The sequence below is a fragment of the Novosphingobium sp. RL4 genome (genome assembly GCF_035658495.1).
Lineage (GTDB): Bacteria > Pseudomonadota > Alphaproteobacteria > Sphingomonadales > Sphingomonadaceae > Novosphingobium.
This window is the reverse complement of sequence record NZ_CP141945.1, coordinates 443,040-457,409: the sequence shown is the minus strand read 5'-3', so window position 1 is coordinate 457,409 and position 14,370 is coordinate 443,040. Positions and strand designations below refer to the sequence as shown.

The window sequence follows — 14,370 nt, the reverse complement described above, 5'->3', positions numbered from 1 at the left end:
CAGGGCATCAAGCGATGGACCGCCCCCATAGGCACGCCTACCGCAAATGTGGGGCGTTAATGGGCGAGCCGTGCCTCGGCCGGGACGAGGCGCAAGGGGGGCGCCGCGCAAAAATCGCTTTCGTTCGAAAGGTCTCCATCACTTTTTCCGGCTGTCCGCCTTGCCCAGATCGTCGCGCGGCTTGCCCCTGGAGGTGCGCTGCGCGGCGGCTGTCGCCCCGGCGAGGACCGGGCCGCAGGCGGCGGACTTGGCGTCGCCCACGTCCACGAAGGCGAGCAGCCCGGCAACCGGCGTGGCAACCACCGCAAGGCCGAGCCCCACCCCGGCCCGGCCGACCAGCTGCTTGCTGACGATGTCGAGCGAGGGCTTTGCGAAGTGGCCATGAATCCCGACGGGCGACTGGCCGGAGAACAGGCTGAACTTCTTCCCGTCGGCACGGATCGCAAGGTCTACCGCCTCGGTATCGAAGCTGAAGCCACCGCGCCCGGTGATGACGTTCTTGCTGGTGTCGATCAGGATCGGGTCGGCCGCCGCCAGTCCGCCGCGAACGGTGAAGGCCACCAGTCCGCAGTTGATCTCGACCGGCTTCTTGAGCTTGCCCTCGAACATCTTCGACGCGAACGTGCCGAGGTCCAGTTCGGCCAGCTGCACGTTGCGGGTCCAGAACGTGCCTTGCGGCATCACGAAAGCCAGCCGCCCGGATGCGGTGGCGAGGGAATCGTGGATGGTATCGCCGCGCCCCTCCAGCTTGATCCGCCCGCGGATGGTGCCGGAAGTTCCCGCCTCCGCCACGCCGTAGCCCGACAGCAGGCGGCCCATCGGCGTGGGCGAGAGGCGGATATCGTAACTGACGGCGGAAGGGCGCTGGCGGGTGTTGAAAACGAGATCGGCGGACACGTCGCCCCGCGCCATCGAGAATGTCAGCGGCGAAAGCTTGAGCCGGCCCTGTTCAAGCGCAAGCCGCAGTGAGATGTCCTGCACCGGCACATTGCGCGAGCGGACCACGCCGACCTTCCAGTCCAGCCCGGCATCGAAGCGCTGCATCGCCTCCACCGGCAGGGCGGCGTCGGGCAGGACGCGCTGCGCGCCCGCGCCCGTTGCCGCCGCCGCCGCTACCGCGCCTTTCGAGGCGACGATATCGGGATTGTAGCCGATGAACGGAGCGGCATCGACGATGTCCAGCCGCCGCGTGGCGAGGGTGGCGTCAAGCCGCAGGCGCTTGGCGTTGGTCACCGTGAAGCGGCCGGACAGGTCCGACTGGCCGAACGTGCCGGTCATGCCGGTGAAGCGGTAAGTCTCGCCGTCCTTCACCATCTGCGCTTTCAGGGCGTAGCGCCGGGTCTGCGGGATCGCGACGTCGATGATGCCCAGCAGTTCGGAGAGATCGCGGCCCTGCGCGCGCACGCGAAGGGGGACGCGTTCGACATCGGCGATCGAGGGCAGGGTGCCCGATACGTCGATAACGTTGTTCGCCGCCCGGATGTGCGCCTCCAGCGCGTTGCGGCCGCGATTGACCGTGGCATCGGGGGTGAGCAGGCGCGCCTCGACCTGGAACGGGGTGCTGCGCAATGTGCCGGTGCCGCGAACCGCCACGGCCTTGCCGATCCGCGCGTCGGTGGAAACCACGGGATCGACCAGGAGGTCGGCCGTGAGCGGCATCTGCGGGTCGCTGTAGCGGATGCGGGTGCCGGAAACGGCAGCGCGGTCGATGCGCGGGAATTCAAGCGGCTTGCCGGTGCCGGAACTGCCGAAAGTCCAGGTATTGTGCCGGTGTGCGGCATCCCATTCGAGATCGGCCTCGCCCTGCGTCAGGTCAAGGCTGTGAAAGTGCCGGCGGCCGAACAGGAGCGAAAGCGGCGCGATCCGCGCCTCCATGCGGCGGGCGGCGAAGAAGCTGGGCCGTTTGGCCCATTGCGGGTTGGCAACGTCCAGCCCTTCGGCCACGAACTTGATCCGCAGCGGCGCGAAGTAGAGCTGGAAGTCTCCGCTCACGCTGACCTTGCGTTCGGTCATCGATGTGGCGATCCGCTCGAACGAGTGCTTGAGGAAACGGCCCTTGGTCACGAACAGCACCAGCCACACCGCGAAGATCGCGCCGACCAGCACGAGCACGACATTGCGCAGGATGCGCAAGGCGCGCGCCCGGTGTGGATTGCCGGGCGGGGCTTCCCGATCGTCGCTGTGGAGAGGCGCGTCCATGATGCGGCAAAGCGCGCGGGCAGGCCATTTGGTTGCGCCGCCGGGACGCGCCGTGCAACCGATGGGCCGAACTTCGCGCAAATGTGGCGGTTCGCGGGCATGAACGTGCCTTGCCACCTTGTAAGTTTGCCGTAAGCCGAATTGCGGTAGATCGGCATGAGTACCGCAAATGTCCGTTCCGGACGGGCGCGATGGGGGCATGGTCATGGAGAACCGGATGGATTACGAGCTGATCTCCACGACATGCGTGCCCGCTCCGATCGGGTTCTTCATCGTTCATGGAGATGGCGATCCGGCGAAAATGTCGGAGACCAGCCAGATTCTGGCATGGCGGATCGATACTTTCCGGATTCCGGGCCAGATGGTGCCGATGTCGGTGACCTGGCCGGTAACGCTCAACGGCGCGGTCGAGGATTCGGACCTCACGATCCTGCGGCCGGACGGACTTGTCGAATATCCCGACAATGCATCGAGCCGCGAAAGCTCCGATCTCGTGCGCCTGTCCAGCGTCGGGCGCTAGGTCGTAACCGATCGCGAGAGCCTTCGCGCCGGCGATTGCGACAGGGAAATCGTGGGAGGGGCCGGTCTACGGCTTCGACTTGCCGGACAAAATTGATATCTGGGGAAGCAAGCCCGGTCGTGCTTTCGGCCGGAGCAGCATGCCCGGGATCGGTAAGTGACGAAAAAACAGAACGAGAAGAAGAAACCTGCGTCGCGCCGTCCCAATGCCGAGCGGCGCGAGGAATCCATGACGCTGATCCTCGACCATGCCGAGGCGGAATTCGCGTCCAAGGGATACAACGGCACCACGCTGGCGAGCGTGGCGGCCATGGCAGGCGTCGATACCGCGCTGATGCGCTATTATTTCGGCGACAAGGAGCAGCTTTTCGCGGCGGTCTTCCGGCGGCGCGGCCCGCTCATCAATGCCGCCCGATACGAAGCGCTGGAAGCCTATCGCCGGGAATACGGCGACAAGGGAACGCTGGAGGGCCTGATCGACGCCTTTGTCCGCCCCGGTTTCGACATGGCCCAGCGGGACGAGGGGCATCGCAATTACGCGGCGATCGTCGCCTATGTGAACAGTTCGAAGGGCGCGATGCACTCGCTGATGTCCGAGGTGTTCGACGAGGTTTCCCAGGTGCTCATCGCCGACATGCAGCGCCTGATGCCGCAGGCCCCGATCGAGACGCTCTATTGGGGGTATCACTTCCTCACCGGCGCCTTCACGTTCTCGCTCGGGCAGACCGGGCGCATCGACCGGATTTCGAAAGGCGAAGTCCGGTCCTCGGATTTCGCCGGTATCGCCGACCGGCTTCCCGCTTTCGTTGCTGGCGGAATCCGCGCGCTTTGCGCATCGGCGCAGGCTTGCGAAACGGAGCGCTGACGTTCCCGCAAACATCTTTCTTTTTGAGAAAAGAAATATATTGACTCGCGCCGTCCAACGCGAGACTTTCGCCGTCAGGAGATGGATGGGCAGACGGTGCGAAAAGCGCCGCAGACCCACGACTGAAAGGGCGGCGAATGTTTCGAGGGATTCTGCTCGCATCGACATGTGTGCCCGCATTGATCGCGGCGCCGGTCTCGGCTCAGGAAGGAGCGGGTGCGGAAATAGCGCAAGCGGCTGATCGCGCGGCGGCTCCGGCCGATCCGCAGGAGGGCGCCGCCATCGTCGTCACCGGATCGCGCGCCATCCGCGACGGGTCGCAGGCGCCGACGCCGGTGACGGTGATCTCGTCCGATGCGCTCACCAAGGCGCAGCCGGGCCTGATCGCGGAAGGGCTGAACCAGCTTCCCGCCTTCCGCGGCTCCACGCGGCCGACCGGCGGCTTCACCGCCGCTACCGGCCCCGGAACCGGCAGCTACCTGAACTTGCGCAATCTGGGCACGCAGCGCACGCTCGTGCTGGTGGACGGCCGTCGCGCCGCGCCTTCCGCGCGGGATGGCTCCACCGATATCAATCTCCTGCCCGAACCGCTCATAAAGCGGGTCGATGTCGTCACCGGGGGCGCTTCGGCGGCCTACGGGTCCGATGCGGTGGCGGGCGTGGTGAACTTCGTGCTCGACACGCGCTTCACCGGTCTCAAGGCTACATTGCAATCGGGCATTTCCGGGCGGGGCGACGTGCCCACCTACAAGGCCAGCCTCACCGCCGGGCACAGCTTCGCCGAAGGGGGCGGGCGGATCGTCGCCAGCGCGTCCTATTACGATGCCGGCGGCTTGCAGAGCGTCGCCGAGCGGAGCTGGGGGCGGCGGGCCACCGGCTTCCTCAGCAATCCGGCCGTCCCCGGCCAGCTCATCTTCCGCGACGACCTGCGCGCCTCGACCGCGGCGCCCGGCGGGTTGATCCTCAGCGGACCGCTGGCGATGCAGCAGTTCGCGCCGGACGGCACGCTCGTGCCGTTCTCTCGCGGCACCGTGCAATCCGGCCTCATCCAGGTGGGCGGCGACGGCGCGCAAGTGTTCAGCAACCTGTCCGCCGCGATCCGCACGCAAAGCTACTTCGCGCACGGCGAATTCGACGTGACCCCGACGCTGACGCTGTTCGGCGAAGGCAGCCTTGCCCTGGCGCGCAACCACTACAACCAGGTGCAGCAGTTCAACCTCGGCGGCTTCAACGGCTTCACGATCTACAGCGGCAATGCTTTCCTCGATCCCTCCGTGCAGCAGGTGCTGACCGCAACCAACACCCCCGCCTTCGCGATGGGCCGCCTAAACTTCGATTTCGGAGACCCGGCCAACGCCACCGCCAAGGCGCAGACGATGGATTTCAAGGCGGGCTTCCGTTTCACCGGGCCCTCGGACCTGCTGGTCGAAGGGTACTATGGCCACAGCAAGAACCGGACGAAAATCCGGACCGACAACAACGTGGTGCTCGAAAGGCTCTACGCCGCCGCCGATGCCGTGCGCGATCCCGCCAGCGGCCAGATCGTCTGCCGCGTCAGCCTGACCAACCCCGGTCTCTACCCCGGTTGTGTGCCGCTCAACCTCTTCGGTCAGGGCGCGCCTTCGCAGGAGGCGATCGACTATGTGGAAGGCACCGCCGCCTACCGGACGGATTTCACGCAGGACGTGGCCGACATCTCGGTACGGGCGCGGCCGTTCTCGACCTGGGCGGGAGAAGTCTCGCTGGCGGCGGGCGGGCAGTACCGGCGGATCGAGCTCGACCAGGTTTCCGACGACATCGGGCCGAGCGTCAATGATGCTACCGGAATTCGCGGTTTTCCAGCAGCTTACCTCAACCAGCCCGGCGGCTATCTGCTCACCAACGTCTTCCCGGTTTCGGGCGGCTATCACTTGTGGGAGCTCTTTGCCGAAGCCGCCGTGCCGCTGGCGCGCGACCTGCCGTTCCTCCACGCGCTCGATCTCAATGCGGCGGTTCGCTACACCGATTACAGCACCAGCGGCGGGGTGACGACGTGGAAGGCCGGCCTTGTCTGGGAGCCGGTCTCCGGTGTCCGCCTGCGGGGCACGGTTTCGCGCGATATCCGGGCGCCCAACGTGCCCGAACTGTTCGCGGGCACCGTCCAGAACACCGGCTCGGTGATCGAGAACGGCGTCACCGTGCCGATCATCCAGGTCACGCGGGGCAATGCCCAGCTCAAGCCCGAGCGCGCCAGGACCTACACCGCCGGCCTCGTGCTTACCCCCGCTTTCGCGCCGGGACTGACGTTTTCGGCGGATTACTATTCGATCGATCTCGACGGCGTGATTTCCTCGCTGACGCCGCAGATCACGCTCGATCAGTGCCAGGCGGGAGCGACGGCGCTCTGCGCCAATATCACCCGCAACGATGCCGGAGCGATCACGCGCATCGAATCCCCGACGCTCAATCTCAACCGCCTGAAAAGCGCGGGAATCGACTTCGAGATGAGCTACCGCCCCGGCGGCGGGATGCTTGGCGGGGCGACGCAGTTCCGCGTTGTCGCCAGCTATCTCCAGAAACAGCGGCAGGACATCAGCAACGGCACCTCGACCGACCGTGCCGGGGAGGTGGGCCTTACCGCCAACCCGCGCTGGACCGCCACGGGGAACCTCAACTGGACGCGCGGCGCCTTCGATCTTTTCGTGCAGGAGCGCTTCATTGCGGCAGGCCGGTACGACGTGACGCGGCACGAACCGGTGACGATCGAGGACAACACCGTGAAATCGGTCTTCTATACCGACGTTACCGCCTCTTACCGGGTGGGTGAAAAATTCCGTTTCTACGCGACGATCAACAATCTGTTCGATCGCGATCCGCCGCTGGCGCCGAACGGCACGCTGGTGACGTTCATCCCGACGAACCCCCAGCTTTACGACGTTATCGGCCGTCAGTTCACCGCCGGCATCAACCTCACATTCTGATCGCGGAGTATAGACGATGCCGAGTTTCCCGCCTTTGTCACGCCGCGCGGCGCTGGTGGCCGGAGCCATTGCGGCGGCAGGCCTCAACCCCGCCGCACGGGCATTCGCCGCGAAAAATCGTGCGATGGTGCCGCTCCCCGATGCCGAGCGGATCAGGCGAGACTACCAGCAGATGGTGGATTTCGGCCCGCGCCTGCCGGGTAATGCCAATCACTTGCGGTTCGTGGACTGGCTGGGCCGGGAACTCACCGCGGCCGGCCTGCAAACCGGCCCATGCGAGGCTTATGCCTATCACCGATGGGAGCCGAAGCGCTGGGGCCTCGACCTGATCGAAGGCACGGCGCGGCGTGCAGTCGCGAATGTCGCCTACTTCGTCCGGTCGCAGCCGACCGGGCCGGAGGGGGTGACGGGGCCGCTCGTCCATGCCGGTGAACTCGGGCCCAATGGTCCCGCGGATCTGCCCGAATTTGCGAAAGGCAGCGTGCTGGTCTTCGAGGCGCATCTTCCGCGCATGGCGCTGAGCAGCATAGTCCACCCGCATTTTATCCACTTGCGGGGGGAAAGTGCGGCGGACGTGCTGGATACGAATTATCACCGGCTCTGGACGATGCCCTCGTTCCAGATGGACGATCTTGCAGCACGCGGCGCGGCGGGCGTGGCGATCATTCTCGATGCTTCATCGGCAATGATCGCGGGCAATTTCTCGCCCCATGCCTCTCCCTACAAGGCAAAAGTGCCCGCGTTGTTCGTCGGCCAGGACCAGGGGGAAGCCTTGCGTGCCGCGGCCAGGGCGGGGCGCAGCGCGCACCTCACGCTCGATGCGGAATGGGTGGAAGGGCTGGTGCCGCAGATCACCGCGATCCTCCCCGGAAAGAGCGAGGAAGTGGTGATCGTGGACACGCACACCGATGGCCAGAACTTCATCGAGGAAAACGGCTGCATGGCCGTGCTGCAACTCGCGCGTCATTTCGCCAGCCTGCCGGAGGCGCAAAGGCTGCGCCGGACGCTCGTCTTCGCGGGATGGCCCGGGCACATGAGCGGCGACATGCCCGAAGCGCCCGGCTGGGCGCTTGCCCACCCGGATCTGATGAAGCGCGCGGCGGCAGCGTTCACGATCGAGCACCTTGGCGCCAGCGAATGGGCCGACGTTCCCGGCAAGGGCTACGCGGCCACCGGCCACAACGAGTACATGAACTGGCCGGCCACAGCGGGGCCGCTGACCGAGCAGATCGTTGCCGGGATCAGGCGGCACGACCTGCTGAGACATGCCGTGGAACAGGGGCCGGGCTACACTACCGGGCGCGTGTTTCACAACAGCGGCATTCCGCACGTCGCGTGCATTTCCGGGCCGAACTATCTGCTCGGCATCGCCCCCAACGGCCATATGGACAAGCTGGATGCCGACCTCGCGGCCCGGCAGACGGCGATGATAGCGGAAACGATCAAGGCTACCGATCGCTTCTCGCTTGCGGAATTGAAGGGCGGTGACGCCAGCCTCGGGGCCGATCCCGTCTCGGGGCCGGACACCGCACGCCGCGCCGCCTGCCCGAACCCTGCCTGACTTCCCTCCTCTGGAGACCCTCTCTTGAATGTTCCCCGGATATTGAACACCCCGGCGGCCGAGGCCTATTCCTGCCCGCTGCTGATCCGCCACCTGCTTGCTAATGTCGCCGGTCAGAGTTCGGCCGAGATCGTCAGCGGAGACTTGCGGCTGACATATCCCGTTTTCACCCAGCGGGTGGCGCGGCTGGCATCGCTGCTTGCCGGAAAGGGCGTCAGGCCGGGTGACACCGTGGCGGTGATGGACTGGGACAGCCACCGCTATCTCGAATGCTACTTCGCGATCCCGATGATGGGAGCGGTGCTGCAGACGGTCAACGTCCGCCTCTCGCCCGCCCAGATCGCCTTCACGCTGGAGCAGTCGGGAGCGTCGCTCCTGCTTTACAACGCCGACTTTGCGCCGATCTGTGCCGAACTGCTGCGCGGACAGCCTGCCATCAGGGAGGCGATCGTCATGGCAGGCACGACTTGCGACGATTACGAGGTGCTGCTGGCAGACTCCTCACCGGATTTCGTCTTTGCGGATTTCGATGAGAACGCGGTCGCCACCACGTTTCACACGACCGGCACCACCGGCGATCCCAAGCAGGTCTTCTTCACGCACCGGCAACTGGTTCTGCATACGCTGGCGCTGTCAGCAGCCCTGGCCAACCAACCCGATGGCCAGGGCATGCGGCGTTCCGACGTCTATATGCCGATGACGCCGATGTTCCACGTTCACGCCTGGGGCATGCCTTATGTGGCGACGATGCTGGGTTCGAAGCAGGTCTATCCGGGCCGCTACGATCCGGCGCGGCTGCTCGCGCTGAAGCGGCGGGAAGGCGTGACCCTGTCTCACTGCGTGCCGACGATCCTGCGCATGTTGCTCGATGCGAATGGGGCGGAGAGCTCATCGCTGGCGCCGTGGACAGTGGTGATCGGCGGGGCCGCTCTTCCGGAGGCGCTGGCACGGGAGGCCCGGCGTGCCGGGATCACCACGGTGGTCGGTTATGGCATGTCCGAGACGGGGCCGGTCATATCGCTGGCGCGCGGCGAGGATGGCGAGGATACCGGAGCGCTCAGCCGGGCCGGATTCCCCATCCCGTTCGTTCAGGCAAGGATCGAGGACGGAAACGGAGGAGAGCTGGTGCTGCGGGCGCCGTGGCTGACGCAGGGCCACGCCACGCAGGCCGCGTCCGATGCCTTGTGGGCCGGAGGCTGGCTTCATACCGGAGATGTCGCGGCGCGCGATCCCGACGGCGCGCTGCGCATCGTCGACCGGCTCAAGGACGTGATCAAGAGCGGCGGGGAATGGGTTTCCACGGTCGAACTGGAAAATCTGCTCGAAGCGGAGGGGAGCATTGCCGAAGCGGCGGTGATCGGCGTGCCCGACGCGAAGTGGGGCGAGCGTCCGGTTGCCTTCGTGGTTGCGGCGGGTGGTTTCGATCCGGGCGCTGTCTGCGATGTGCTTCAGGGGCATGTCGCATCGGGCAGGTTGAGCCGCTATGCCGTGCCCGAGAAAGTGATCGAGGTCGACAGCCTGCCGCGTACGAGCGTGGGTAAGATCGACAAGAAAGCGCTTCGTGCCCTGCTGGACGAGCGGGCGCGGTAAAGGGATAGAGGTGATCGATGCGACGCCGGGCGATACTTTGGGGCAGTGCGATGGGGGCAGCGGTGCTGGGCGGTCTGGCGCTGGTGCGTCCGCGCCGTGAAACGCCGTTGGCACCATTGGAAAGCACGCCGCGGCTGCCGCCGCGGGACAAGCTGTGGACCTGGATCGAAAGCCTCAACGCCTTCGGCCCCCGGCTGACCGCGAGCCCGGCCCATGGCCTCTGCATTGATTACATCGCCGATGAACTGGCAAGCCTCGGGCTGGAGGTACACCGGCAGACCCACCGCATTCGCCGCTGGACGCCGGGCCATGCCAGCCTCACGCTGGCGGACGGCAGCCGTATTCCCGTGGCCGCGCCCTATCCCTATTCGGGCATGACCGAAACCGGCGGCGTGACCGGGGATCTCGTGTGGTTCGACAAGGCGCCAAAGGACTTTTCGGCGGCAAGAGGCAAGATCGCGGTCGTGCCTGTCGGCCGGCTGGACCTGACCACGCTCACCACGCTCATGCTGTTCGAGCGCAAGGCGAGCCTGCCCGAGGGCAGCGCCGATCTGGCCAACGGCGAAGTCGTTCCGGTTCTCGGCCCCTTGACCAACACGTTTCTGCCAAGAGCGCGCGAAGCCGGCGTGCGCGGGGTGATCTGCCTGTTCGAGGGGCTTTCGGAGGAACTGGCAAGCGATCAGGTGCTGCCGTTCACCACGCCCTATGCGGACTGTCCGGCCCTGTGGGTCGGCGCGGGCCAGCGCGCGCGGCTGAAGGCAGCAGCGAGAGCGGGGAGTTCCGCGACCCTCATTCTGGAAGCGGAACTGGAAGACGCTGAAACGGAAACGCTGCACACGGTCCTGCCGGGGCGCAACCCGCATGAGACGATCATCGTCAACACGCACACCGATGGCCCCAACGCCTGTGAGGAGAACGGTCCTGCCGGCCTTCTCGCGCTGGCACAGGCCCATGCGGGGCGGCAGGATCGCCAGCGATCGATCGTCCTTGTCTTCGCCACCGGCCATTTCCAGATTCCGCAGATCGTTGAAGGCCACGGGCAGGCGACTTCCGCCTGGCTGAAGGCCCATCCCGAACTGTGGGATGGCGGCCCGGGACATGCACGTGCCGTTGCGGGGCTGACGCTGGAACATCTGGGCTGCATGGAGTGGAAGGATCGCGGCGAACCGTCCCGGCCGGAGGCGACCGGAAAGCTCGAACGGGAAATCGTCTACACCACGAACCCCGTGATGGAGCAGGTCTACCGGGCGGCCACGTCAGGCCGTACAAAGCTGCGCAGCCTCACCGTGGCGCCGAGGCTGGGTCACCTCTTCCTTGGCGAGGGTTCTACCCTTTACCAGTGCGGGATACCGTCCATTTCGCTGGTGCCCGGCCCCGACTACCTGTGCCAGATACTGCCGGGTGGCGGCCTGGAACGGCTCGACGCCGATTTCGCCTATCAGCAGGTGGAGACGTTCTCCCGCGCGCTTTCCATGCTGGACAGGCTTTCTGCGGCGAATATCGGCGGAATCTCACCGGCGTGGGACAGTCCTGGGGCGAAACTGCTGTCACTCATCCGGCGCTGACCGGGAAACAGCGCCGTTACGAGGGTCCGAAGCCGAACCGTTCGTAACGGCGCCGTTCGCCTCAACCGTAAGCTTGCTCGACGAGGGCGTGAACACGGCGGAAGGCCGCTTTGGCGCCTTCCATCAGGCGAACCTCTTCCTCCCGGTCAAGGTCCAGGCCGTCCAGCGCGCCGGTGAATTCGCGCCAGTGCTGTGCCCGGCCGTCCGGATGTCCGGCGAGGTGGCGGGCGCCGTGGTTTTCATCCAGGCCAAGCGCTCGTGCCATCTTGAAGAGGAATGCCGCTCCGAGGTTGGAGCCTTCCGCGACATAGAGCCATCCCAGCGCAGTGGGCAGGTCGAAGGTTCCATCGGCAAACTGCGCCTCTCCATCGGCAGCGGGAAGAGCGACCTCCAGGTCCGCGATATCCTGGGCGATGCGTTGCAGGCGTCGGCGTCCTTCCAGATCCGGCAGCAGGGCGTCCAGCGCCGGGCTGGCGTAGAGCGCGTCGATGTCGCGGTGGAACTGGTACTGCACCGCCAGGAAGCGGGCATAGTTCTCCACGCTGGCGAACGGTTCGCCGGCCATGATCCGCTTGTCGAGACGGTCGTGGACTTCGCCGGTAGCGGCTTTCAGGCGCTTGGCGCGGCTTGTTTCGGGCGGAGCTTGGAGTGTGGTGTCCATGGTCGGGGAATGTCTCTTCAGGAAAGGCGCTTGGCGGGAACCGGGCGAAAATCGCCCGCCCGTCAGAATGACAGGATCATCGAGAGCTTGTACGTCCGGCCGGGCTGGCTGTAGTATAATTGCGGCACGGTGGAACTGTCCGGGATATCCAGCGCGTTGTAATAGGTCTTGTCGAGGATGTTGTACACACCGCCTTGCAGGCGCAGGCCCTCGAACAGTCCCGGCTTCACCCAGCCCGTGAAATCGACGATGCCGTAGCTCGGCGTCTTGTTGAGCGTCGAGGAGGGGTTTTCCACCTTGTCGCGCGCAGCGGCTAGCGTTGCCGACAGGTCCGCACCGAAGCGCACCTGCCGGTAACCCAGCCCGAGGATGCCGCGCAGGGGTGGAATGGAGTTGAGGTAGGTATCCTCATCCGTGTCCTTGCCGTGCGAATAGGCGATCGAGCCCCAGACGTGCCACTGCGGGGACAGTGCCCACTGCGCGCTGGCTTCGGCGCCGTAGATCCGCACGTGCGCGCGGTTCACATACTTGAACACCCCGAATGGATAGCTTCCGCTGAGGCCGGCTTCCGATGCGGTGGTGGTGATCGTGTCGATGAAATTGTGGTAGTAATTGTCGTAGACGCTGATCTTCGCGCCGCGTTCGGAATCGCCGAACTTCAGGCCGACCTCGTAGCTGTTGCTGGTTTCCGGCTTGAGGTCGGGATTGCCGATGCTGACGTAGCTGCCGGTGCCGCCGTATGTCAGGTATAGCTCAGTGGCTGATGGCGCGCGGAACGCCTGCGACCACTGGGCATAGGCCGTCAGCCGGGACGCAATGTCGAATTCGGCAAGGATTTTCGGCGAGAACCGGGAATCGCTGGATCGGGCGGGCAGCCCTTCGTAAGCGGCGTTTTCCGTATAGCTCGCGGTTTCCTGAGGGCTGCGGCGATACCAGTCGAACCGGAGACCGGGCGTCAGGTGGAAGGCGCCGAAGGTCATGCGGTCCTGCACGAACAGGCCAAGGTCGATGCCGTCCACATCCGGCATGTCCGACTGGTTCACATGGAGGAACGAGCAGGCGTAGATGGCCGCCGTGCAGTTGTCGACGCCTGCGGCATACTGGGTGGTGCTGGTGGCGTAAACCTCGCCGCCGAGGCTGATGGCGTGCTGGACGGCGCCTGTCGTGGCGGCGGCGATGACCGAGCCGTTCAGGCCATAGGATTCGTCCTGAAGGTCGCTGTCGCGGTCGTATGCGCCGGCCGGGGAGGTCAGGCGGGTGGCCTGCGTATAAGTGCGCAGGTTGAGGCGCTGCCAGTACCCTATCAGGTGGGCTTCGCGGATGAACCCATCGCCTTCCGACTGATAGTCGTAGGTTCCGGCGATGCGCTTGCGCTTGTTCTGTTCGAGCGTGGAATAGGCGGAGTAGGTCGAGTTCACGCTGCTGAGCGTGTTCTCGTCATAGCTGCGCTTGAAGATTTCGCCGCTCAGGCCAAGGCGGTGGCCGTTTCCGAGATACTGGTGGACTTTGACCAGCAGGTTTTCCTGATCGTAGGCGGCGGGGTTTTTCGCGCTGCGGGTGCTGCCGCTGCCGTAGACATTGCCCCGGTTCTCGGTTTCGGCGCCGTTCTGGTAGCCGCCCTGGATCAGGACCATCGTGTCGCCGGTTCGGAAAGCGGCGGCCTGGTTGAGGTAGACACTGTCACTGGCGCTGTCGTAAGTCGCCTTGCCCAAAGCGCCCTGCTTCTTGCCGCCCGAGAGCAGGTCTTCGGGATCGAGCGTTCGCACCGCGAAGACGCCGCCGAGGGCGCCCTGTCCGAAGAAGCTGGAATCGCCGCTCTTGACCACGTCGATGGCGCTCAGCGAGTTGAAGTCGAATGCGGCGACGCCGCCTTCGACACCGCGCGCACCGTCGTTGAGCCAGGGCAGGCGAATGCCGTCCACCGTCGTCAGCACCCGGTTCGCGTCGAGCCCGCGGATATTGATGCTGAGATTGCTGGAGTTGAAATTGACGCCAGCGTCGATGCGGCGGGCATAGTCGGCGATATTGTCGGCCATGCGCAGGCGCAGCGTTTCCGCCGATGTCGTCGTCGTCAGAACCTCGGGCTTGCCGGCGGCGCTGCGGTCATTGATCGGCGTGGGGTCGATAATGGCGGTGTCCTCGACGCGGACCGAGCCGAGCTGGACCGGCTGGTCAGCCGCCGTATCGGCCGTATCGGCGGCGAAGGCCTGACCCGCCGTACAGATCACGGCCACGGCGCCGAGGGCCGAATTCAGTCTCAAGGCATGGACGAGCGCCCGCCGGGTAGGGGAAATCATTTATATCATCCTGCTGCTAATGATTCGCAGGAGCGTTATCTGCCAGATGTCTCTCCCTTATTTCAATCGCCGGAAAGGAAAAGTTTCACAGGGATACAAAAGCGCTCACAAGCCCGGAAAATTCCGTGGATTGCCTCGGGAAAATGCAAATGC

Annotated in this window: 9 protein-coding genes; 6 read left to right on the top strand and 3 right to left on the bottom strand. The window is 65.4% G+C overall.

Annotated elements, in window-relative coordinates; all coding sequences use genetic code 11:
• Nucleotides 1-138: 138 nt before the first annotated feature.
• On the bottom strand, nucleotides 139-2,199 hold the full coding sequence (locus tag U9J33_RS19255; RefSeq protein WP_324699719.1) for an AsmA family protein: 2,061 nt from the start codon (nucleotides 2,197-2,199) through the stop codon (nucleotides 139-141).
• 169 nt (nucleotides 2,200-2,368) lie between these two features.
• Between U9J33_RS19255 and U9J33_RS19250 the strand changes: the two genes are divergently transcribed.
• The 6 genes from U9J33_RS19250 to U9J33_RS19225 all read left to right on the top strand — a co-directional run bounded on the left by U9J33_RS19250 (nucleotide 2,369) and on the right by U9J33_RS19225 (nucleotide 11,259).
• Nucleotides 2,369-2,719 (top strand): hypothetical protein, encoded by a 351-nt coding sequence (locus U9J33_RS19250; protein WP_054435994.1) that lies wholly within the window; start codon nucleotides 2,369-2,371, stop codon nucleotides 2,717-2,719.
• A 156-nt stretch (nucleotides 2,720-2,875) separates the two neighbouring features.
• Nucleotides 2,876-3,583 (top strand): TetR/AcrR family transcriptional regulator, encoded by a 708-nt coding sequence (locus tag U9J33_RS19245; protein WP_054435995.1) that lies wholly within the window; start codon nucleotides 2,876-2,878, stop codon nucleotides 3,581-3,583.
• A 170-nt stretch (nucleotides 3,584-3,753) separates the two neighbouring features.
• A complete protein-coding gene (locus U9J33_RS19240; RefSeq protein WP_324699718.1) occupies nucleotides 3,754-6,543 on the top strand; it encodes a TonB-dependent receptor plug domain-containing protein in 2,790 nt (929 codons plus the stop codon).
• A 16-nt stretch (nucleotides 6,544-6,559) separates the two neighbouring features.
• Entirely contained in the window at nucleotides 6,560-8,104 is a 1,545-nt protein-coding gene (locus U9J33_RS19235) for a hypothetical protein (RefSeq protein WP_324699717.1), read from the top strand.
• A gap of 39 nt (nucleotides 8,105-8,143) precedes the next feature.
• A complete protein-coding gene (locus tag U9J33_RS19230; RefSeq protein WP_324699947.1) occupies nucleotides 8,144-9,694 on the top strand; it encodes a long-chain-fatty-acid--CoA ligase in 1,551 nt (516 codons plus the stop codon).
• A gap of 17 nt (nucleotides 9,695-9,711) precedes the next feature.
• Nucleotides 9,712-11,259, top strand: coding sequence for a hypothetical protein (locus U9J33_RS19225; RefSeq protein ID WP_324699716.1), 1,548 nt, complete (start codon nucleotides 9,712-9,714; stop codon nucleotides 11,257-11,259).
• A 61-nt stretch (nucleotides 11,260-11,320) separates the two neighbouring features.
• On the opposite strand, the gene U9J33_RS19220 is transcribed toward U9J33_RS19225, so the two are convergent.
• Nucleotides 11,321-11,920 carry a biliverdin-producing heme oxygenase gene (locus U9J33_RS19220; RefSeq protein ID WP_324699715.1) on the bottom strand — a complete coding sequence of 200 codons (600 nt, stop codon included), beginning with the start codon at nucleotides 11,918-11,920 and terminating at the stop codon, nucleotides 11,321-11,323.
• Between the two features lie 62 nt (nucleotides 11,921-11,982).
• Nucleotides 11,983-14,217 carry a TonB-dependent hemoglobin/transferrin/lactoferrin family receptor gene (locus U9J33_RS19215; RefSeq protein ID WP_324699714.1) on the bottom strand — a complete coding sequence of 745 codons (2,235 nt, stop codon included), beginning with the start codon at nucleotides 14,215-14,217 and terminating at the stop codon, nucleotides 11,983-11,985.
• Between the last annotated feature and the right edge of the window lie 153 nt (nucleotides 14,218-14,370).

What these genes read in the sequence shown, in the direction of transcription:
- U9J33_RS19255 (WP_324699719.1), bottom strand. Translation starts at nt 2,199, where the DNA reads ATGGACGCGCCTCTCCACAGCGACGATCGGGAAGCCCCGCCCGGCAAT.
- U9J33_RS19250 (WP_054435994.1), top strand. Translation starts at nt 2,369, where the DNA reads ATGTCCGTTCCGGACGGGCGCGATGGGGGCATGGTCATGGAGAACCGG.
- U9J33_RS19235 (WP_324699717.1), top strand. Translation starts at nt 6,560, where the DNA reads ATGCCGAGTTTCCCGCCTTTGTCACGCCGCGCGGCGCTGGTGGCCGGA.
- U9J33_RS19225 (WP_324699716.1), top strand. Translation starts at nt 9,712, where the DNA reads ATGCGACGCCGGGCGATACTTTGGGGCAGTGCGATGGGGGCAGCGGTG.
- U9J33_RS19220 (WP_324699715.1), bottom strand. Translation starts at nt 11,920, where the DNA reads ATGGACACCACACTCCAAGCTCCGCCCGAAACAAGCCGCGCCAAGCGC.
- U9J33_RS19215 (WP_324699714.1), bottom strand. Translation starts at nt 14,217, where the DNA reads ATGATTTCCCCTACCCGGCGGGCGCTCGTCCATGCCTTGAGACTGAAT.